Source organism: Sulfuricystis multivorans (genome assembly GCF_003966565.1).
GTDB lineage: Bacteria > Pseudomonadota > Gammaproteobacteria > Burkholderiales > Rhodocyclaceae > Sulfuricystis > Sulfuricystis multivorans.
The window spans coordinates 2,297,980-2,317,586 of the sequence record NZ_AP018718.1; the positions used below are offsets into that span (position 1 = coordinate 2,297,980).

Here is a 19,607-nt window from a genome sequence, read left to right on the forward strand (position 1 = left end):
CCACGGAGGAGGAAAAAGCATGACGACCGCAAAAGAAACGGGCTTCGTAGGTAAACTGCCCGGTGCGCTGCCCGGTTTGGCGCTGCTGATCGGCACGATGGTGGTGATCCGGCTCTGGGTCGAGCCGTGGATGGCCAACGCCGTGGTCTTCGGCCAGAAAGGCTGGCTGATCAAGGTCACGCACCTCAATTACATTCTGCTTGGCATCATCATGGGCATGCTTTACCGCAATGTGCTCTTCGGCGGCAAGCTGCCGGAAGTGTTTGCCGATGGTTTCAGGCTGTCGCGCCTGTTCATCAAGACTGGCATCATCTTGCTCGGCTCGCTCTACACCGTGCAGGCCATCGTCAAGCTCGGTGCGCTGGCGATCTTCCTGATCGGCGGCTTCGTCGTGCTGTCGATCGTGATGGTGTTGTGGCTCGGCAAGCTTTTCGGCATGGAGCGTTCGATGACCGGCGTGATGGCCAATGCCTGTTCGATCTGCGGTGTGTCCGCGGCGGTCGCTACCGCGCCGGCGGTCGAAGCCAAGGCCGCCCACGTCGCCTATGCGATCGCCACCATTCTCGGCTTTGGCATCCTGACGATGTTCATCAGCCCTTTCATCGGCCATGCGCTGGGGCTCAACGACCTGCAATACGGCGCCTGGGTCGGCACCGGGATCCTCAATTCCGGTCAGGTGCTCGCCGCGTGCCTCGCGTTCAACCCGACCGTCGCCCCCGGTACTGCCGTCTCCGTCGGCGAAATCTGGAACATCATGCGCGTGATCTCGATCCCCTTCGCCGTATTCGCCGTCACCGTCTGGTACTGGGCCGGCCATGAGCAGCCGCAGGGACAACGCAAGTCGCTCACCACCCTGCTGGTCGAAAAATTCCCGGTGTTCGTGCTCGGCTTCCTCGGCATGGTGCTGCTCACCAGTATCGGTGCCTTCGGTGATGCCGGTATCAAGGGTGGGCCGCCGGCTTCTGCGACGATCAAGATGATTCGCGACTGGATGCAGTGGATCTTCGGTATCGGCCTGGTCGGCATGGGCGGTTACATCGACTTCAAGGAGCTCCGCCAAGCCGGCGGCACGCCGCTCAAGGTCGGCCTGATCGTCGGCGTCACCAAGTATGTGCTCGCGCTGGTCGTGGTGCTGTTGATCCGCGACTATCTCGTCGAAATTTGATTCAGAGGAGGACGTCATGGCAGAAGTGAAAATCGGCTCCGAAACCGTCGCCAGCGCCGCGAAGGGAAAAATGACGCTGTTCCGCGACGACCGACAGGAAGACTGGGGAGCGATCGTCTTGAGCATCCTGATCATCGCCATCATCGTCCTGCTGACCATGAAATGAGTGCGAGGCTGCCGATCGCGGTCGCCGTCGATGGCTCGCCGGCCAGCGATGCCCCGCTCGCGGAGGCGTTGCGGCTGGCGCAGGCCGACAACCGGCCGCTGCTCGGCGTGTTCGTGCTCGACACCGGCTGGGCGGACTACATCGGCAACGACTGGCAGTCCGCCGCCGGCGCGCGCCAAGGCTTCCTCGACTACATCCGCGGCCAACTCGAAAGTCAGGCCGAGGCTGCCCGCACGCAGTTCGCGGCGGTCACGCGCGACCTCCCTTCCGCACACTTCAGGGTCATTCCAGGCGAGCCGCTAGAGGAACTCTGCGCACTGATCGCGCGCGGTGAGGCTGAGATTCTGGTCGTGGGCCCGCAAGCCTTTCAAATTTGCGGGCGGCCGAGCGTCAAGACGCTGGCACGCGATCTGGCGCGTCGGGCTTCCTCGTTGCACATCGTCTGATCGATGCTTCCGAGCGTTTGACACGCCAGAAACGGCGCGCGACAATCTTTTTCGCATTGCATGAATAACGACGAACAGGAGACCCGCCAATGAACACAGCCGTCAAAGTCCTCTCCCTTTCCGTCGCCACGGCCCTGGCGTTGCTGGGCTGCGGCAAGAAGGAAGAAGCGCCGAAGCCTGCCGCGCTGGCCGCAGCGCCCGCCCCTGCCGCACCTTTGCCGGTGACCATCAAGATCGGTCACGTCGGTCCGCTCACCGGTGGCATCGCCCACCTCGGCAAGGACAACGAAAACGGCGCGCGTCTGGCGCTCGACGAAGCGAACGCCGCCGGCATCAAGCTCGGCGGCGCGCCGGCGAAGTTCGAGCTCATCGCCGAGGACGACCAGGCCGACCCGAAGGTCGGCAACACCGTCGCCCAGAAACTCGTCGATGCCAAGGTCGTCGGTGTCGTCGGCCACCTCAATTCCGGCACGACGATTCCCGCCTCGGCGATCTACAACCAGGCCGGCATCCCGATGATCTCGGGTTCCGCGACCAATCCGGCGCTCACCGAGCAGGGCTTCAAGAACGTCTTCCGTGTCGTCGGCCGCGACGACCAGCAAGGCCCGGCCGTGGCCAATTATCTGATCGCGGTCGCAAAACCGAAGCTTGCCGCGGTGATCGACGATGCCACCGCCTACGGCGAGGGGCTGGCCAACGAAGTCGAGAAGACCTTGAAAGAAGCCGGCGTCAAGGTGCTGCCGCGCGAGAAGGGCACCGACAAGACCTCCGACTGGAAAGCGGTGCTGACCAAGCTCAAGGGCAAGAAGCCCGATGTCGTGTTCTACGGTGGCATGGACGCCACTGGCGGCCCGTTGCTCAAGCAGGCGCGCGAGCTGAAGATCAATGCTACGTTCGCCTTCGGCGACGGCGCCTGCACCGACAAGATGGCCGAACTCGCCGGCACCGCCGCCGAAGGCCTGATCTGCTCGCAGGCCGGCATCCCGGTCCAGGCGGCAGGCAAGAAGTTCCTCGACGCCTATAAGGCAAAGTTCGGCATCGACCCGATCCTCTATTCGCCCTTCACTTATGACGCGGCCTGGCTGTTGATCGAGGCGATGAAAAAGGCCGATTCCGCCGATCCGGCCAAGTATCTGCCGGCGCTGCAGTCGATCCAGCATGACGGCGCCTCCGGCCACATCGAGTTCGACGAGAAGGGCGATCGCAAGGATGCGGAGATGACCATCTTCACGATGAAGGACGGCAAGGTCACCCCGCTGGCGATCATCAAGGGCGGCAAATCGCTGACGCTCGACGAATACGCCGCGCTCTCCGCCGCGAAGTAATCCGGCCCCTTCCCCACCACGGCGTCTTGTGGTTATCCACACGACGCCGTTGTTTTGCCTGCCGTATCATCCGCGCCCGTGGATATCTTTATTCAGCAGCTCATCAACGGCTTGACCACCGGCAGCGTCTACGCGATCGTCGCGCTGGGCTACACGATGGTCTATGGCGTGATCCAACTGATCAATTTCGCGCATGGCGAGGTGGTGATGATCGGCGCGATGGTCGCCTTCACGGTGATCATGGCGCTCGTCGGCATGAACCTGCCGATCCCACCAGCGCTGATCGTCTTCATCGGCGCACTGGCCGCGATCCCCGTCTGCATGGCGATCGGCTATCTGCTCGAGCGCCTCGCCTACCGTCCGCTGCGTCACGCGCCGCGGCTGGCCCCCTTGATCACCGCGATCGGCATGTCGATCATCCTGCAGCACCTCGCCCTGTTGCTCTGGGGGCGCGATCCGCGCGCCTTTCCGCAAATCATGGAGAACGTGAGCTTCGCGATCGGCGGGGCGGCGATCAGCACGGTGCAGATCGCCATCATCCTGCTGTCCGTGGCGATGATGGCGGGGCTGACCTGGTTCGTCTATCGCACCAAGTTCGGCATCGCGATGCGCGCCGCTGCCGAGGACGTGCGCATCGCCGCATTGATGGGTATCGACGCCAACCGCGTGATCGCCGCAACCTTCGTGATCGGCGCGGGTCTTGGCGCGGTGGCCGGCGTGATGGTCGGCACCTACTACGGCATCGCCCATTACACGATGGGGTTTACGCTCGGCCTGAAGGCTTTTTCCGCCGCAGTGCTCGGCGGCATCGGCAACATCGCCGGCGCGATGGCGGGCGGCATCCTGCTGGGGCTGGTCGAGGCGCTCGGCACCGGCTACATCAGCGAGATCAGCGACTTGTGCCACTGGCCGGTGGTGAGCGGCTGGCTGACCGATCGTTGTGCCGACGGCGGCAACGTCGTCCTGTTCGGTAGCAACTACCAGGATGTGTTCGCCTTCCTGGTGCTGATCCTCGTGCTCGTCTTCCGGCCCTCGGGCCTGCTTGGCGAACGCGTCGCGGAGCGTGCATGAGCCGCAGGCGCTTCGGCCTTCTCCTCGTCGCCGTCACCCTCTTGGCGCTGCCGCTGGTGCTCACCCAGATCGGCACGGCCTGGGTGCGCATCGCGAATCTCGCGATCCTGTTCGTCTTCCTCTCGCTGGGGCTCAACATCGTCGTCGGCATGGCCGGGCTGCTCGATCTCGGTTACGTCGCCTTCTATGCGGTCGGCGCCTACACCTGGGCGCTCCTGGCCTCGCCGCATTTCGATCTGCATCTGCCGTTCTGGGTCATCCTGCCGCTGGGCGCCCTGTTGGCCTGCATCGCCGGTGCCGTGTTGGGAGCGCCGACTTTGCGCCTGAGGGGCGACTATCTGGCGATCGTCACGCTCGGCTTTGGCGAAATCGTGCGCATCTTCATGAACAATCTCTCGGCGCCGTTCAACATCACCAACGGCCCGAAGGGCATCACACGCATCGACGGGATGCGGATCGGCAATCTCGATTTCGTCCGCACCGATACGCTGTTTTCCATCGACTTCAGCGGCCCGGTGAAGTATTACTACGTGCTATTGCTGCTGCTGTTGGGTGTCATCGTCGTCAATCTGCGTCTGCAGAATTCGCGCATCGGCCGTGCCTGGGTGGCGATCCGCGAAGACGAGATCGCCGCCAAGGCCGCCGGCATCAATACGCGCAACGTGAAGCTGCTTGCCTTCGCGATGGGCGCTTCCTTCGGCGGCATCGCCGGCGGCATGTTCGCGGCGATGCAGGGCTTCATCAGCCCGGAAAGTTTCGTGCTCAACGAATCGATCATGATCCTGGCGATGGTGGTTTTGGGCGGCATGGGCAATGTCTGGGGCGTGATCGCCGGCGCGCTGTTGCTCTCTTTCGTGCCCGAATTCCTGCGCTACTCGGTCGAACCGCTGCAGCGCGCCTTATTCGGCCGCATGCTGATCGATCCCGAAGTGCTGCGCATGCTGCTGTTCGGCCTCGCGCTGGTGCTGACGATGCGTTTCCGACCCGCCGGCCTGTGGCCGGAAAAGCGTCACCGACGCGAGATGAGCGAAGCCGGGGAGGAAGCGGCAAGATGAGCGCCCTCCCGCCGATACTGCTCGAAGCGCGCCACATCAGCAAGCGTTTCGGCGGCGTGCAGGCCCTCAAGGATGTCTCGCTGACCATCCGCACAGGCGAAATCTACGGCCTGATCGGCCCCAACGGCGCCGGCAAGACCACCTTCTTCAACGTGCTCACCGGGCTTTACCCGCGCGATACGGGTGATGTGCTGTTCCTCGATCGGGCGCTCGATCTGTCGAGCCCGCACCGGGTTGCTGAAGCCGGCATCGCGCGCACCTTCCAGAACATCCGCTTGTTCGGCAACATGACCGCGCTGGAGAACGTCATGGTCGGCCGACACGTGCGCAGCCGTGCCGGCGTATTCGGCGCGATCCTGCGCAGCAAGGCGCAGCGGGCGGAAGAAGCCATGATCCGTGAGAAGAGCATGGCGCTCTTGCACTACGTCGGCATCGCCGATCGCGCTCACGATCTCGCGCGCCATCTGCCTTATGGTGACCAGCGCCGGCTGGAGATCGCCCGGGCGCTCGCCACCGAGCCGAAGCTGTTGGCGCTCGATGAACCCGCCGCCGGGATGAACGCGCTTGAAACCGCGGGCTTGCGCCAGCTGATCGAAGGGCTACGCAACGATGGCCTGACGGTGCTCTTGATCGAACACGACGTGAAGCTGGTGATGGGCTTGTGCGACCGTGTCGCCGTGCTCGATTATGGCGAGAAGATCGCCGAGGACGTCCCCGCGGTGGTGCAAAAGGACCCCCAGGTCATCGCGGCTTATCTCGGAGGCGCTCGATGAGCGCGCCGCAAGACCGCAAACATGCGCTGCTCGAGGCGATTGGTCTCGAAGTCCATTACGGCGGCATCTGTGCGGTGAAGGGCATCTCGTTCGCGATCGAAGAAGGCGAGATGGTTTGTCTGATCGGCGCGAACGGCGCTGGCAAGACCTCGACGCTGAAAGCCCTGGCGCGGATGATCCCCTCTTCTGGCGAAATCCATTACCGGCAAGAGCGCCTCGACAAACTTCCCAGCCATGCGCTGATCAAGAAGGGATTGGCGCTGGTGCCCGAAGGGCGCGGCATCTTCGCCCGTCTGACGGTGGCCGAGAACCTCGCGATGGGCGCTTATCACCGCAATGACAAGGCTGGCGTCAGTGAGGATCTGGAGCATGTCTATGGCCTGCTGCCGCGTCTTAGGGAGCGCGCCGGGCAACTGGCCGGCACGCTTTCCGGTGGCGAGCAGCAGATGCTGGCGATCGGCCGCGCGCTGATGGGCCGCCCGAAGCTTTTGCTGCTCGACGAGCCGTCGATGGGCCTGGCGCCGTTGATGGTCGAGAAGGTCTTCGAGCTGATCCGCGCGATCGCCGCCGAGGGCGTGACGATCTTCCTCGTCGAGCAGAATGCCCGCCTCGCCCTCGCCACCTGCTCGCGCGGCTACGTGATGGAAAGCGGCAAGATCACCCTCGCCGACAGCGCCGACAGACTGCTCGCCGACCCGCGCGTGCGCGCCGCCTATCTCGGCGAATGATCGATCGCGCCGGCAATCGGCATGGCGATCGCCCGAATGATGCCCTCGAGCTTGTCGAGCAAGGCATCGCGCTTGGCCAGCAAGTCCGGCAGTAGCGCAGCCGCCGCAGCGTGTTCGTCGCTTTCGCAGAGCATCGCGATGCGCCGGCCGAGTGCGTGGATTTCCTCGTGGAGCGCATCGATGGCGGCGAATTCCGCCAGCCGGGCATAACGGCGCCGCCCTTCGCCATGCAGCCAGATGCCGAAGCGGCAGGCACGCGGATCGAGCGGAATCTGGTCGGCCCGATACGCTTCCCTGCGCTCGACGCACGCCAGCAGCCTTTCGACCCAGCGACGATGTTCGACCGCGGCGGTGACGATCGGCAGATCGGTGCGCGGCAACGTATATCTAGAAACCTCGCGCAGCGCCGCATCCGGCTGCCAGGCAGCGATCCAGCCGGGCAGCGCCTCGGCCGGCATCGGCCGGCCGATGCCATAGCCCTGCGCCCGGTCGCAACCGAGATGCAGCAGCATCCTCGCATGATCGATGGTCTCGACGCCTTCGGCGATCACCTCGTCGCGGAAGGCCTGCGCAAGCCCAAGCACGCCTTCGACGATCGCCAAGTCGTCCGGGTCGTGCAGCATGTCACGGACGAAGGACTGGTCGATCTTCAACAAATCGATCGGCAGCCGGCGCAGATAGGCCAGCGAGGCATAGCCGGTGCCGAAATCGTCGAGTGCGAAACGCACACCCAGCGCGCGACACCGCTCCATGCGCGCGGAGACGCCGACGACATCCTCGAGCGCCGCCGATTCCAGCACCTCGAGCTCGAACAACGCTGGCGGCGCGTGCGGATGGCGCGCCAGCGCCGCGGCGAGGAAATCGGCGAACGACGGCTGCTGCAGATGCACGGCCGGCAGATTGATGCTGATGCCGATCGCAAGCCCTTGCGCCTGCCAGGCTTCCAGCTGGGAAAGCGCCGTCTCGATCACCCATTCCGAGAGGCGGATGCCAAGCTCGCGCTCCTCACTGATCAATGGCAGGAAATCGGCGGGGCCGATGAGGCCGCGCTCCGGGTCGCGCCAGCGCACCAGCGCCTCGACGCCGACGATGCGCATCGCTCGCAAATCGGCCTTGGGCTGATAGTAGAGGCACAGCTCGCCGCCCTCGAGCGCTCGAGCAAAGCGGGCGATGGCTTCCTGGCGCACCTGGGTGTCACGGTCCACGCGGGTATCGAAGACATGCGTGCGATTGCGCCCCGACTGCTTGGCGAGATACATCGCCTGGTCGGCGTGGCGAATCAGCGCATCGGCGTCGGCATCGTCGTCGGGGAAGAAGGTGACGCCGATACTGGCCGAGAGGCTCACCTGCTCGCCATCGATCGGATAGGGTTGCGCCAACGCGGCAAGGACGCGCCCCAACAGTTGCAGGTAATCATGCTCCTCGGCCGCCCCGGAGAGCACCAGCACGAATTCATCGCCACCGAGGCGGGCGATCGTGTCGGTTTCGCGCAAGGTCGCACGCAGCCGGTTGGCCACTTCGATCAGCACCCGGTCACCGACGGCATGCCCCCAGGTGTCATTGACCGGCTTGAAGCCGTCGAGATCGAGCAGCGCCACGGCGCCGCGACGGCCATCGCGGCGCGCTTGCGCAAGCGCCATCACCAGTCGGTCGGCGAGCAGCGCCCGGTTGGGCAGCTGGGTGAGCGGATCGAAGTGGGCGCGATGAACGAGACTGTCGGCCATCCGGTTGAAAGCGTCCGCCAGACGCGAGAGCTCGTCGCTGCCGGGCAGGCGGATACGGGCGTCGAGCTGGCCGGCGGCCAGACGCTGGGCAGCCTGTTCGAGCGCGCCCAGACGCCGCGTCACCCAGAAATCGAGCGGCAACAGTAGCGCCAGGCCCAGCAGGATGCCGACGAGACCGATCTGCAACAGCTGGGCGGTGGTGTGGCGGCGCGCCTTTTCGAGGAACTCGAGCGAAATGCCGTAGTGCACTTCGCCGAGTCGCTGAGCGACGAAATCGATCGGCGTTTGAAAATGCCGCACACCGTGTCGTTCCTCGCCTGCCTCTGGCAGCGCCCCCCCTGCCGGCCAGCCGACGCGGACGATCATTCGCCCCTGATGATCGAAAATCACCAGATGCGTGGCCGTGCCTTGGGCGACGAGGCGCTCGGCGATACCGGCAAGCGTCGCGTAATCGCGCTGCGCGAGCGGCAGCGCGAGCGAAGCGGCAAGCAGCGTGTCGGTACGTTCGACCTGTGTCCGAAGCTGCCCGCGCAGCTCCGTTTCGAGCAGATCCCAGGTCTTCCAGACCAGCAGTCCGAGCAGGACCAGTAGCGCCGAGAGCGACATCATCGCCAGCTTGGCGCGAAACGACAGATGGGCGAACGGGTTCGGCATCTTCGCGGTCATGCCCTCAAGGTTGGCTCATCACACGCCGCGTCTCGGGCAGAAAACGCTCGAGCACCGCCAATTGCTGCATATCGGGTAAATCGAAGCCGAGCTGTCCGGATTCCTTGGCGAAGATGCGCCCGGCGGTACTGGCGTCGAAGTCGAAGATGGCCTTGCGGATCGCTTCTGGAGTGGGTAGATCGGCGGCCGGCCGCATCATCAGCATGCCACCCGGCAGTCCCTCAGAGCGATAGATGATCTGCAGTCGACTGCGCAGCTCGTCCGGTAAATCGGGCCAGGCCACATCCGGACAAGCCGCGGCGGCTACCTCGCCGAGCGCCACCGCCTGGACGGCATTGAACGGCGTCTTCTCCGTGCGCAACATCACGTCACGGCCTGGCTCGAGGCCATTTCCCTGCAGCAAGGCCGCAGTGACCTGGGCCGTCACGGTGAGCGGATCGATCGTCGCCACCATCTTGCCGCGCAGATCGGTCAGCTGGCGGATCGTCCCACCCTGCGCCACGACGAGATAAATCCTCAGGATCGCCTTGGCGACGACCAGCACGAGGTGATGACGATCGCGATGGACCTGCCAGCCGGGGCCGGGGCCGATGAAGTAGAGGTCATATTCTCCATCGAGTGCGCGGCGCTGGAAGCTCTTGAAATCGGGCGCCGTCGACAGGGCGATCGGACGCTGAAAGCTTGCGGCGAAATGAGCGCGCAGCGGCTCGAAGATGGTCAGCAGCCGTGCGGTCGGCAGATAAGGAACGACGCCGAATTCGAGCGGCCGATCACGGCCGGCGAGATCCGCACCGCAGACCCGACCAGCGAGCATGACGCCCGCCGCGCCGAGTGAACTCAGGAGCAGGCGCCGCCGGAGCGGATCGATGTCGGGATGTCTGGCAGCCATGGCAGCTACGGCGTGACGGATCGCAATACCAAAATCATAGCCGGAATTCGGCAGTGTGCGTGCCGTCTCGCCAGCGCCGAGTTTCGGAATCCCCCGGACGAAGGGGATTATTTACTTTGCCGCGTAGCTGAACACGTCGGCGAAGAACTCTTGCGGGGGCAGCCCATGCGCGACGAAATCGCGCTGCGCCGCCTCGCACATCGCCGGCGCGCCACAGACATAAGCCTGGTACGCGGACAGATCTGGATGGTCGGCGAGCACGACTTCATGGACTAGGCCAGTGCGACCTTGCCAATCGGCATCCGGCTCGGAAAGCACCGGAGTGTAGCGAATGCCGTTTTCCTGCGCCCAGCGCTCGCACAGCGCGTTCAGGTAGAGGCCGGCGCGGTTCTTCGCTCCCCAGTAAAGCGCCATCGGGCGTTTGATGCCGATGTGCAGCGCATGCTCGATCAGGCCCTTGATCGGTGCAAAGCCAGTGCCGCCGGCGACCAGGAGGATCGGCTTGTCGGATTCCTCGCGCAGATGGAAGCTGCCGAACGGCCCTTCGATGCGCAGGATCTCCTTGACCTTCATCTTCGAAAACACATGCTCGGTGAAATTGCCGCCAGGAATGTGGCGCACGTGCAGTTCGAGCAAGTCGTCGGCATGCGGCGCATTGGCGAGCGAAAACGCGCGGCGCTTGCCGCCCGCCAACAGGAACTCGATGTACTGGCCGGCGAGGAACTGCAGGCGCTCGTTGCTCGGCAGCTTGAGATGAATCACCATCACGTCGTCGGCGACGCGTTCCAGCTGCTCTACGCGGCAGGGCAGGGTTTTCACCGGGATGTCGCGCGCGGCATTCACCTCATGCACCTCCACGATCACGTCGGAAAGCGGTCTTGCGCAGCACATGAGCGCCATGCCGGCAACACGCTCATCGGCCGGCAGCGCGCTTTCCTGGGCGGCGCCGAGATCGACCTTTCCCCTAAGCACCTTGGCCTTGCAGGCGCCGCAGGCGCCGTTCTTGCAGCCATAGGGCAGGTGGATGCCGGCATCGAGCGCGGCCTCGAGGATCGTCGCGCCATCGGCGACAGAGAAGCTGTGGCCGCTGGGCTGGAGAGTGACTTGATGAGCCATGCGATAATCGTCTGGTGAGAAAAAGAAGATTGCTGATCGTCGGTTGCGGGGATGTCGTGCGACGCGCGCTGCCCTGCCTCACCCGCCGCTGGCAGGTCACCGCGCTGGTGAGAAGCTTCGATCCCGCCTTGCGCGCCCAAGGGGTGCGGCAGATCCGCGGCGACCTCGATGCGCCGGCCACGCTGCGCCGGCTTGCCGGAATCGCCGACGCGGTGCTGCACAGCGCGCCGCCCCCAGGCGAAGGGAACGACGATCCGCGCACCCGCCATCTCCTCGCAACGCTGACCAGTGCGCGGAGTCTACCACGCAGACTCGTCTACATCAGCACCAGCGGCGTGTATGGCCCCTGTGGCGGCGAACGTGTCGCCGAGACGCGCCGGCTGGCCGCCGCCACCGGCCGCGCGCGCCGCCGGGTCGCGGCGGAAACCCGGCTGCGTGCCGCAGGACGCCGAGGCATGACGGTCAGCATCCTGCGCGCGCCCGGCATCTATGCCGCCGACCGGCTGCCGCTGGAGCGCGTGCGGCACGGCGATCCGGTGCTGCTCTTCGCCGAGGATTCCTACACCAACCACATCCACGCCGAAGACCTCGCCGCCGCCTGCTGCGCGGCGCTGGAGCGCGGCCGGCCCAACCGCAGCTACAACATCAGCGACGACTCGGACATCCGCATGGGCGACTGGTTCGACAAACTCGCCGATGCGTTCCAACTGCCCCGCCCGCCGCGCGTAACGCGCGCCGAGGCGCAGACCCGCCTGTCGCCCCAACTGCTATCTTTCATGAACGAATCGCGCCGCCTCGACAATACCCGCATGAAGCGCGAACTGCGGCTGAAACTGCGCTATCCCACTGTCGATGCTGGCATCGAAGCTGCCTTGAGGAATCCGCCATGCTCTGGCTGAAAGCCTTCCACATCTTCTTCGTCGTCTCCTGGTTCGCCGGCCTGTTCTATCTGCCGCGCATCTTCGTCAATCTTGCGCTGGTGCCGATGGAAAGCGCCGCCGAGCGCGAACGCCTGCTCGTGATGGCCAGAAAGCTCTACAAATTCGTCACGCCGATCGGGCTGTTGGCCGTCGTCACCGGCTTGACGCTCTGGTTCGGCTTTGGTTTTTCCGGTGGCTGGCTGCATGTCAAGACCACGCTGGTCGCCGGGCTGCTCGCCTATCACTTCTACTGCGGCCGTCTGCTGCGGCAGTTTCAGGCGGGCGCCAACACGCGCTCGCATGTCTGGTTCCGCGTCTTCAACGAGCTGCCCGTGCTGGTGCTACTCGCCGTCGTGATCCTCGTCGTGGTGAAACCGTTTTGACGCGCATGATCATGCGTCGCCGTGCTGGCCCGCAATGTGACCGCGTAGAACATGGCAGCGTTGGCGCCGGGCCGCCCCAAGCCAACGCGGCTTATTTTTCGACCTGCCCCCGCGGGCTGGAGGCGCTGCTCGCCGAGGACATCGCCGCCTGTGGCGGCACCGCGATCACCACGACGCCCGGCGGCGCGGGGTTTTCGGGCAGCCTGGAAACCTGCTACCGGTTGAACCTCCATTCGCGCATCGCCACCCGCGTGCTGTGCCGTCTCGCCAGCGCCGAATATCGAGACGAGCGCGACATCTACCGGCTCGCCTTCGAGATCGCCTGGCCAAGACTGTTCGAGGTCTCGCGCAGCATCCGCGTCTATGTCACCGCGACCAAGGCGCCGGTAAAAAGCCTCGAATACCTCACGCTGAAAGTCAAGGATGCCGTCTGCGACCGTTTCCGCGCCGATTGTGGCCGCCGGCCCGATGTGAATACCGCGGCGCCCGACGTGCGCATCCACCTCTACGTCACGGCCACAGAGGCGACCTTGTATCTCGACACCTCGGGCGAGCCCCTGTGGTTAAGAGGCCAGAAAATCGCCAAGGTCGCCGCGCCGCTGAAGGAAAACCTCGCCGCCGGCATCCTGCGTCTGTCCGGCTGGAGGCCCGGAGTGCCACTGATCGATCCGATGTGCGGCTCGGGTACCTTGCTGCTCGAGGCGGCCGGGATGGCACTCGATGACGCGCCGGGCCTGTCGCGCGAGATGAAGGATTTCGGCTTCACGAAGTGGCTCGACTACCGGCCGGCGCTGTGGAAGCGGCTGTGCGTCGAGGCCGCCGAGCGTCGTGTCGCCGCGCCGGGAAAGCTGCCGATCTGGGGAGCCGACCTCAATGCCGATGCCGTGGCGCGCACGCGGCAAAACCTGGCCCATGCCGGTCTGGATCACCTGATCGAGGTGCGCAAGATCGACATTCTCGACATCACCCCGCCGGCGCCAGGCGGTGTGCTGGTCGCCAATCCGCCTTATGGCGAACGTCTTGGCGAGCTCGACGCGCTGGCGGCCTTCTATCCGCGACTCGGCGATGCGCTCAAAAAACGCTTCGCCGGCTGGAGCTGCTGGTTCCTCTCTGCCGATGCGCGCCTGCCGAAGCTGATCGGTCTGAAGCCGAAGCGAAAGATTCCGCTCTGGAACGGGCCGCTCGAGTGCCGGCTCTACGGCTTCGATATCGTCGCTGGCAGCGCGCGCAAATGATGACTATTTGCTGAACAAGGGCAGAATAAACTGCCAGACGAGATACAGAACGACGAGGACGACCGCCAGTTTGCCCACCACGGCAAAGAGTCCGCCACTGCTTCCTTCGCTGTGCTGAATGTGGGTCACCGGCTGCGGTTTGACGCCGATCTCCCGCTCTTCGCGGGCGTAGCTGTCCCGCGCCACGAGCGGATCGAGCGGGTCGCCCAGATCCGCGCCGCGGTCCTGTTTGTCGACCTTTTGATAAGCCTCGCGCAGTGGAATCTGCAACTTGCGGGCGAGATCGATCGCGCGGATCAGCTTGTTGATCTCGGCGAGGAATAGCAATTCAGCCGTCACCTCGACAGGGAAACCGCTGCGTTGGCCATCGCGCGTATCCGTCATCAGATGCGTGATGTACTGGTCGAGATCGTGGGTGCCCCACAGCATGCAGATGCGATTGCGGATGTGCGGGTAGGCTTCGATGGCGCTGGCTTCAGTGGTGGGCTTCATGATCGGTTCGTCCTGGGCAGGTTAGACGATGTCGAGATTCTTGATGCCGCTGGCGAGATCGCGCTCGGCCATTTCCTTGCCGTGCAGCTTGATCTGCAGGCGCACTTCGTTCATCGAGTCGGCGAAGCGCAGTGCATCCTCGTAGCTGATCTTGCCGGCTTCATAGAGATCGAACAGCGCCTGGTCGAATGTCTGCATGCCGAGTTCCCGCGAACGCTTCATCACCTCCTTGATCTCGTGCACCTCGCCCTTGCCGATCAGATCGGAGATCAGCGGCGAGTTGATCAGGATCTCGACCGCCGCGACGCGCCCCTTGCCTTCGCGTGCCGGTAGCAGCCGCTGCGAGACGACGGCCTTCAGATTCAATGACAGATCCATCAACAGCTGTGGCCGCCGATCCTCGGGAAAGAAGTTGATGATGCGATCCATCGCCTGGTTGGCATTGTTCGCGTGCAGTGTCCCCATGCACAGATGGCCGGTCTCGGCGAAGGCGATCGCGTGCTCCATCGTCTCCCGATCGCGGATCTCGCCGATCAGGATCACGTCGGGCGCCTGACGCAACGTATTCTTCAGCGCCGCTTCCCAGGAATCGGTATCGACACCGACCTCGCGCTGGGTAATGATGCAGTTCTTGTGCTCATGCACGTATTCGATCGGGTCTTCGATCGTGATGATGTGGCCGTAGCTGTGTTCGTTACGGTAGCCGATCATCGCCGCGAGCGAAGTCGATTTGCCCGAGCCGGTGCCACCGACGAACAGCACCAGACCGCGCTTGGTCATGCCGATGTCCTTGAGGACGGGCGGCAAGCCGAGGTCCTCGAATTTCGGGATCGCCGTGTTGATGGTGCGGAACACCAGGCCGACGCGCCCCTGCTGGATGAAGGCATTGACGCGGAAGCGGCCGATGCCGGCAGGCGAGATCGCGAAATTGCACTCCTTGGTTTCTTCGAAAGTCGCCGCCTGCTTGTCGTTCATCACCGCGTGCGCCAGCTCGATCGTGTGCTGGGGCATCAGCGGCTGCGCGGTGACCGGCGTCACCTTGCCGTCGACCTTGATCGCCGGCGGAAAGCCGGCGGTGATGAACAGGTCCGAACCCTTCTTCTGCACCAGCATCGCCAAGAGCTGGTATAGGAATTTGAGCGATTCGTCGCGTTCCATGCGCTTTACCCGAGGAAACTATCCTTGTTGGCGGCTTTGGCGCGCGCCTCGGCCGCCGAGACGATGTTGCGCTTGACCAGATCCGCCAGACACTGGTCGAGGGTCTGCATGCCAAACGCCTGGCCGGTCTGGATCGCCGAATACATCTGCGCGACCTTGTTCTCGCGGATCAGGTTGCGGATCGCCGGTGTGCCGATCATGATCTCGTGTGCGGCGACCCGACCATTGCCGTCCTTGGTCTTCAACAGCGTCTGCGCGATCACCGCGCGCAAGGATTCGGACAACATCGAACGCACCATCTCCTTTTCCGCCGCGGGGAAGACGTCGACGATCCGGTCGATGGTCTTGGCCGCCGACGAGGTGTGCAGCGTGCCGAACACCAAGTGGCCGGTTTCGGCGGCAGTGAGCGCCAGACGGATCGTTTCCAGATCGCGCATCTCGCCGACGAGGATCACGTCCGGATCCTCACGCAAGGCCGAACGCAAGGCATTGGCGAATGACAACGTGTGCGGGCCAACCTCGCGCTGGTTGATCAGGCACTTCTTCGACTCATGGACGAATTCGATCGGATCTTCGACGGTGAGGATGTGAGCATATTCCTTTTCGTTGATGTGATCGATCATTGCCGCCAGCGTCGTCGATTTGCCGGAGCCGGTGGGCCCAGTAACCAGCACGATGCCGCGCGGCTGGTCGGCAATCTCGGCGAAAATCTTCGGCGCGTTGAGCTGTTCGAGGGTGAGCACCTTCGATGGAATGGTACGGAACGCCGCCGCTGCACCGCGGTTCTGCACATAGGCATTGACGCGGAAGCGCGCCAGATTCGGCACCGCGAACGAGAAATCGCATTCCAGCGTCTCTTCGTAGTGCTTACGCTGGGCATCGTTCATGATGTCATAGACCATCGCATGCACATCCTTGTGCTCCATCGGCGGCAGGTTGATGCGCCGGATGTCGCCATGCACGCGGATCATTGGCGGCAGTCCCGAAGACAAGTGCAGGTCCGAGGCCTTGTTCTTGACGGCAAACGCCAGCAATTCGGTAATGTCCATGTGAGAAACGCTCCGTGCAACCGGTCAGGGCGGTTCGGTATACTGATTCCAGCAATTCAAACGCTATATGACAACAATTTCTGCCAACCTGCAAGCCGTGAATAGGCGCATTATCCACGCCTGTTCTGCCGCCGGGCGCGACCCGGGCACGGTACGGCTCATCGCCGTCTCGAAAACCTTCCCGGCAGAAGCGGTGCGCGAAGCCCATCATGCCGGCCAGCAGGCCTTCGGTGAAAGTTACGTGCAGGAAGCCTTGGCGAAACAGGCCCAACTTGCCGATCTCGAGCTCGAATGGCATTTCATCGGCCCACTGCAGAGCAACAAAACCAAGGCCGTGGCCGAGCATTTCGCCTGGGTGCATTCGGTCGACCGCCTCAAGATCGCCGAGCGGCTCTCGGCGCAGCGCCCCGCCGACCTGCCGCCGCTTAACGTCTGCGTCGAGGTCAATGTCAGCGGCGAAGCGACCAAGAGCGGCTGCACGCCAGAGGAAGCGCCGGCCTTGTGCCATGCGGTGGCGCAGCTTCCCAATCTCAAGCTGCGCGGCCTGATGACGATCCCGGCGCCGGCGCCGGACTCGGCGCTGGTCAAACGGCAGTTCGCCCAGCTGCGCTCCCTGTTCGAACGAATCAGGCGGGGTGGCCTGGAGCTCGATACCTTGTCGATGGGCATGAGCCACGACCTCGAAGAGGCCATCCAAGAGGGCGCGACCATCGTGCGCATCGGCACGGCCATTTTCGGCGAGAGGAAACACACGACATGAAAATCACCTTCATCGGCGGCGGCAACATGGCCACCGCGCTGATCGGCGGCCTGCGCCAACAGGGCTTCTCGGCCGCCGGCATCCAGGTCGTCGATCCTGTCGAGGAAACCCGTGCGCGGCTCACCGAAACCTACGGCGTGCGCTCTACACCGGCCATCGACCCCGCGGCCCTCAACTGTGAAGTGCTGATGCTCGCCGTCAAGCCGCAGATCATGAAGGAAGCCCTTCTGCCTGCCGCCGGCAAGCTGACGGACCAGCTCGTCATCAGCATCGCCGCCGGCTTGCGGCTTGCCGACATCAGTCGCTGGCTCGGTGGTTACCAGCGCATCGTGCGCAGCATGCCGAACACGCCCGCGCTGATCGGCGCTGGCATCACGGGACTTTACGCACCGCCCGCGGTCGATCACGCAGACCGCGCGCAGGCCGAGAAGATCCTTCGCGCGGTCGGTCGCACGCTGTGGGTCGACGACGAGGCGCTGATGGACGTCGTCACCGCCGTCTCGGGCAGCGGGCCGGCCTATGTCTTCTACTTCATCGAAGCCCTGCAAAATGCCGGTGCGGCGCTGGGCCTTGGGGCCGAAACGGCGCGCCTGCTGGCGATCGAAACCTTCCTCGGCGCGGCCAAACTCGCCGCAAAGAGCACCGAACCCGTTGACCAGCTGCGCCAGCGCGTCACCTCGAAGGGCGGCACCACCGCAGCGGCGCTCGAAGTATTCGATGGCGAAGCGCTCGCCGCAATCGTCGCCCGAGGTGTGGCAGCGGCGGCCGCGCGCGGCCGAGAACTCAGCGAAATCCTCGGGAAAGACTGATGCTGGCGCAGATTCTCGCTCTCCTGCTCGGCACCGCGACGAGCCTCATCACCCTCGCCTGTCTTTTGCGCATCTGGATGCAATGGCTGCGTGCCCCCTTTGGCAATCCCGTCGGCCAGTTCGTCGTCACATTCACCAACTGGGCCGTGTTGCCGTTGCGGCGCCTCGTGCCCGGGCTGTTCGGCCTCGATCTGGCCAGCGTGCTGGCCGCTTGGCTTGCGCAATGCGTGTATTTCTTCGTCATGGCGAGCCTGGCCGGCGTCGACATCCTCGCCTGGGGCGGCTTTTTCGCCCTCGTCTGGACTGCCACCTTGGCGCTCCTCAAACTGTTCGTCTATCTGCTGATGGGCATCGTGATCCTCGCCGCGATCCTGTCATGGATCGCGCCTTACGCTCCGGCATCACCGCTGTTTTATGCTCTCGCCGCACCGCTTTTGCAGCCGGCGCGCCGCCTCGTGCCAGTGATCGGCGGGCTCGATTTCGCCCCGCTCATCGTCGTCCTGCTGTTGCAGGTGGTGCTGATCGTGCTGGAGAACCTGCGCTGATGGCTGACTGGATCAAATCAGACGGCGATGGAGTGATCCTCCTACTCCACATCCAGCCGGGGGCAAAGAAGACCGAGGTCGCCGGCCTGTATGGCAATGCGCTGAAGATCCGGCTTGCCGCACCGCCGGTCGAGGGCAAGGCCAATGACGCGCTGCACGCCTTCCTGGCGAAGAAACTCGGCGCTGGCAGGAAGGCAGTGGAGCTCGTCAGTGGCGAGACTTCGCGGACCAAGCGCGTGCGCATCCTGGGTGTTGCGGCAAAGGACGTGCGGGCGGCACTCGGCATGGGGTGAGCATGGCGACCTACGCGATCGGCGATGTGCAGGGTTGTTTCGAGCCGCTCGAACGGCTGCTCGACTACCTGCGTTTTTCACCCGCGTCGGATCGGCTCTGGTTCGTCGGCGATCTGGTCAATCGCGGCCCCGCCTCGCTCGAGGTGCTGCGCTTCGTCAAGGCCCTGAACGATGCGGCGACCATTGTGCTCGGCAATCATGATCTGCACTTGGTGATGCAGGCCGAAGGCTTCGGCAAGGCAAGCCGAGAGGACACGCTCGATGCGGTGCTCACGGCGCCCGACCGCGAGGAGCTCATCGCCTGGCTGCGCAGCCGGCCGCTGTTCCATGTCGAGGGTGAATGGGCGATGGTGCATGCCGGCCTGTTGCCATGCTGGGACGTGGCCAAGGCGCAGGCGCTCTCGGATGAGGTCTCGGCGGCGCTCACCGCATCCGATTACCGTGAATTCCTCGCCCACATGTGGGGCTCGGAGCCGGACGCCTGGCGCGACGATCTTTGCGGTTGGGATCGGCTGCGCGTGGTGGTGAATGCGATGACGCGGATGCGCTTCGTCACGCCAGAGGGGCGCATGGAATTTCGCGCGGCCGGCGCAAAGGGGCCGCCGGAACGGGGGCCCGCCGGCACGCTGCCATGGTTCGCGGTACCGGGACGCAAGAGCGCCGATCACCACATCGTCTTCGGCCACTGGTCGGCGCTGGGCTTCCGGCAGATGGACAACGTGCTGGCGCTGGATTCGGGCTGCCTGTGGGGCGGCAGCCTCACTGCGGTGCGCCTCGAAGACCGGCGCGTGTTCCAGATGCCTTGCGGGCAGGCGGCCAAGCCGACCGGTTGGCAATGA

General features: G+C 64.4%; 22 protein-coding genes. 16 read left to right on the plus strand and 6 right to left on the minus strand.

All coding sequences use genetic code 11. From position 1 onward, the window contains the following. The first annotated feature begins 19 nt into the window (after positions 1 to 19). From EL335_RS11525 to EL335_RS11555, 8 genes are all read left to right on the plus strand, one after another. Positions 20 to 1,165 carry a YeiH family protein gene (locus EL335_RS11525; protein WP_126447043.1) on the plus strand — a complete coding sequence of 382 codons (1,146 nt, stop codon included), beginning with the start codon at positions 20 to 22 and terminating at the stop codon, positions 1,163 to 1,165. Between the two features lie 16 nt (positions 1,166 to 1,181). Next, positions 1,182 to 1,331 (plus strand): hypothetical protein, encoded by a 150-nt coding sequence (locus EL335_RS14365; protein ID WP_172600096.1) that lies wholly within the window; start codon positions 1,182 to 1,184, stop codon positions 1,329 to 1,331. Then, positions 1,328 to 1,777: a universal stress protein gene (locus EL335_RS11530; protein WP_126447045.1), complete on the plus strand. Its 450-nt coding sequence runs from the start codon at positions 1,328 to 1,330 to the stop codon at positions 1,775 to 1,777. The genes EL335_RS14365 and EL335_RS11530 overlap by 4 nt, the downstream gene beginning before the upstream one ends. Before the next feature lie 89 nt (positions 1,778 to 1,866). Beyond that, positions 1,867 to 3,102 carry a branched-chain amino acid ABC transporter substrate-binding protein gene (locus EL335_RS11535; protein ID WP_126447047.1) on the plus strand — a complete coding sequence of 412 codons (1,236 nt, stop codon included), beginning with the start codon at positions 1,867 to 1,869 and terminating at the stop codon, positions 3,100 to 3,102. Positions 3,103 to 3,180: 78 nt separating this feature from the next. Next, positions 3,181 to 4,173, plus strand: coding sequence for a branched-chain amino acid ABC transporter permease (locus EL335_RS11540; protein ID WP_126447049.1), 993 nt, complete (start codon positions 3,181 to 3,183; stop codon positions 4,171 to 4,173). Further along, positions 4,170 to 5,228, plus strand: a complete 1,059-nt coding sequence (locus tag EL335_RS11545) for an ABC transporter permease subunit (protein ID WP_126447051.1) — start codon at positions 4,170 to 4,172, stop codon at positions 5,226 to 5,228. Before EL335_RS11540 ends, EL335_RS11545 begins: the two co-directional genes overlap by 4 nt. Then, positions 5,225 to 6,001 carry an ABC transporter ATP-binding protein gene (locus EL335_RS11550; RefSeq protein WP_126447053.1) on the plus strand — a complete coding sequence of 259 codons (777 nt, stop codon included), beginning with the start codon at positions 5,225 to 5,227 and terminating at the stop codon, positions 5,999 to 6,001. Before EL335_RS11545 ends, EL335_RS11550 begins: the two co-directional genes overlap by 4 nt. Before the next feature lie 26 nt (positions 6,002 to 6,027). Further along, complete coding sequence (locus EL335_RS11555) at positions 6,028 to 6,729, plus strand: ABC transporter ATP-binding protein (RefSeq protein WP_126447873.1); 702 nt, start codon at positions 6,028 to 6,030, stop codon at positions 6,727 to 6,729. Here the strand turns inward: EL335_RS11555 and EL335_RS11560 are convergent. From EL335_RS11560 to EL335_RS11570, 3 genes are all read right to left on the minus strand, one after another. Beyond that, positions 6,714 to 9,119, minus strand: a complete 2,406-nt coding sequence (locus EL335_RS11560) for an EAL domain-containing protein (protein WP_126447055.1) — start codon at positions 9,117 to 9,119, stop codon at positions 6,714 to 6,716. The genes EL335_RS11555 and EL335_RS11560 overlap by 16 nt on opposite strands. A 4-nt stretch (positions 9,120 to 9,123) precedes the next feature. After that, positions 9,124 to 10,008: a phosphate/phosphite/phosphonate ABC transporter substrate-binding protein gene (locus EL335_RS11565; protein ID WP_126447057.1), complete on the minus strand. Its 885-nt coding sequence runs from the start codon at positions 10,006 to 10,008 to the stop codon at positions 9,124 to 9,126. A gap of 111 nt (positions 10,009 to 10,119) precedes the next feature. Further along, the gene (locus EL335_RS11570) at positions 10,120 to 11,124 is read right to left on the minus strand and encodes a CDP-6-deoxy-delta-3,4-glucoseen reductase (protein ID WP_126447059.1); all 1,005 of its coding nucleotides are present in this window, start codon (positions 11,122 to 11,124) and stop codon (positions 10,120 to 10,122) included. 14 nt (positions 11,125 to 11,138) lie between these two features. On the opposite strand from EL335_RS11570, the gene EL335_RS11575 reads away from it, so the two are divergent. Genes EL335_RS11575 through EL335_RS11585 form a run of 3 tightly spaced genes read left to right on the plus strand, consistent with a single transcriptional unit; the run spans position 11,139 to position 13,662 of the window. Beyond that, a complete protein-coding gene (locus EL335_RS11575; RefSeq protein ID WP_126447061.1) occupies positions 11,139 to 12,023 on the plus strand; it encodes an NAD-dependent epimerase/dehydratase family protein in 885 nt (294 codons plus the stop codon). Next, positions 12,011 to 12,427 (plus strand): CopD family protein, encoded by a 417-nt coding sequence (locus tag EL335_RS11580; protein ID WP_126447063.1) that lies wholly within the window; start codon positions 12,011 to 12,013, stop codon positions 12,425 to 12,427. Before EL335_RS11575 ends, EL335_RS11580 begins: the two co-directional genes overlap by 13 nt. Before the next feature lie 11 nt (positions 12,428 to 12,438). Next, entirely contained in the window at positions 12,439 to 13,662 is a 1,224-nt protein-coding gene (locus EL335_RS11585) for a THUMP domain-containing class I SAM-dependent RNA methyltransferase (protein ID WP_126447065.1), read from the plus strand. A 3-nt stretch (positions 13,663 to 13,665) separates the two neighbouring features. On the opposite strand, the gene EL335_RS11590 is transcribed toward EL335_RS11585, so the two are convergent. From EL335_RS11590 to EL335_RS11600, 3 genes are read right to left on the minus strand one after another with little or no spacing between them, the layout of a single operon-like run. After that, positions 13,666 to 14,154 (minus strand): hypothetical protein, encoded by a 489-nt coding sequence (locus tag EL335_RS11590; protein ID WP_126447067.1) that lies wholly within the window; start codon positions 14,152 to 14,154, stop codon positions 13,666 to 13,668. Between the two features lie 21 nt (positions 14,155 to 14,175). Further along, positions 14,176 to 15,312: a PilT/PilU family type 4a pilus ATPase gene (locus EL335_RS11595; protein WP_126447069.1), complete on the minus strand. Its 1,137-nt coding sequence runs from the start codon at positions 15,310 to 15,312 to the stop codon at positions 14,176 to 14,178. A 5-nt stretch (positions 15,313 to 15,317) separates the two neighbouring features. Beyond that, positions 15,318 to 16,361, minus strand: coding sequence for a type IV pilus twitching motility protein PilT (locus tag EL335_RS11600; RefSeq protein WP_126447071.1), 1,044 nt, complete (start codon positions 16,359 to 16,361; stop codon positions 15,318 to 15,320). Positions 16,362 to 16,428: 67 nt separating this feature from the next. Between EL335_RS11600 and EL335_RS11605 the strand changes: the two genes are divergently transcribed. Genes EL335_RS11605 through EL335_RS11625 form a run of 5 tightly spaced genes read left to right on the plus strand, consistent with a single transcriptional unit; the run spans position 16,429 to position 19,607 of the window. Further along, positions 16,429 to 17,121 (plus strand): YggS family pyridoxal phosphate-dependent enzyme, encoded by a 693-nt coding sequence (locus EL335_RS11605; RefSeq protein ID WP_126447073.1) that lies wholly within the window; start codon positions 16,429 to 16,431, stop codon positions 17,119 to 17,121. Continuing rightward, entirely contained in the window at positions 17,118 to 17,930 is an 813-nt protein-coding gene (proC, locus tag EL335_RS11610) for a pyrroline-5-carboxylate reductase (RefSeq protein ID WP_126447075.1), read from the plus strand. Before EL335_RS11605 ends, proC begins: the two co-directional genes overlap by 4 nt. After that, positions 17,930 to 18,475: a YggT family protein gene (locus tag EL335_RS11615; RefSeq protein ID WP_126447077.1), complete on the plus strand. Its 546-nt coding sequence runs from the start codon at positions 17,930 to 17,932 to the stop codon at positions 18,473 to 18,475. Before proC ends, EL335_RS11615 begins: the two co-directional genes overlap by 1 nt. Continuing rightward, the gene (locus EL335_RS11620) at positions 18,475 to 18,768 is read left to right on the plus strand and encodes a DUF167 domain-containing protein (RefSeq protein WP_126447079.1); all 294 of its coding nucleotides are present in this window, start codon (positions 18,475 to 18,477) and stop codon (positions 18,766 to 18,768) included. The genes EL335_RS11615 and EL335_RS11620 overlap by 1 nt, the downstream gene beginning before the upstream one ends. Positions 18,769 to 18,770: 2 nt before the next feature. Beyond that, positions 18,771 to 19,607, plus strand: a complete 837-nt coding sequence (locus EL335_RS11625; protein WP_126447081.1) for a symmetrical bis(5'-nucleosyl)-tetraphosphatase — start codon at positions 18,771 to 18,773, stop codon at positions 19,605 to 19,607.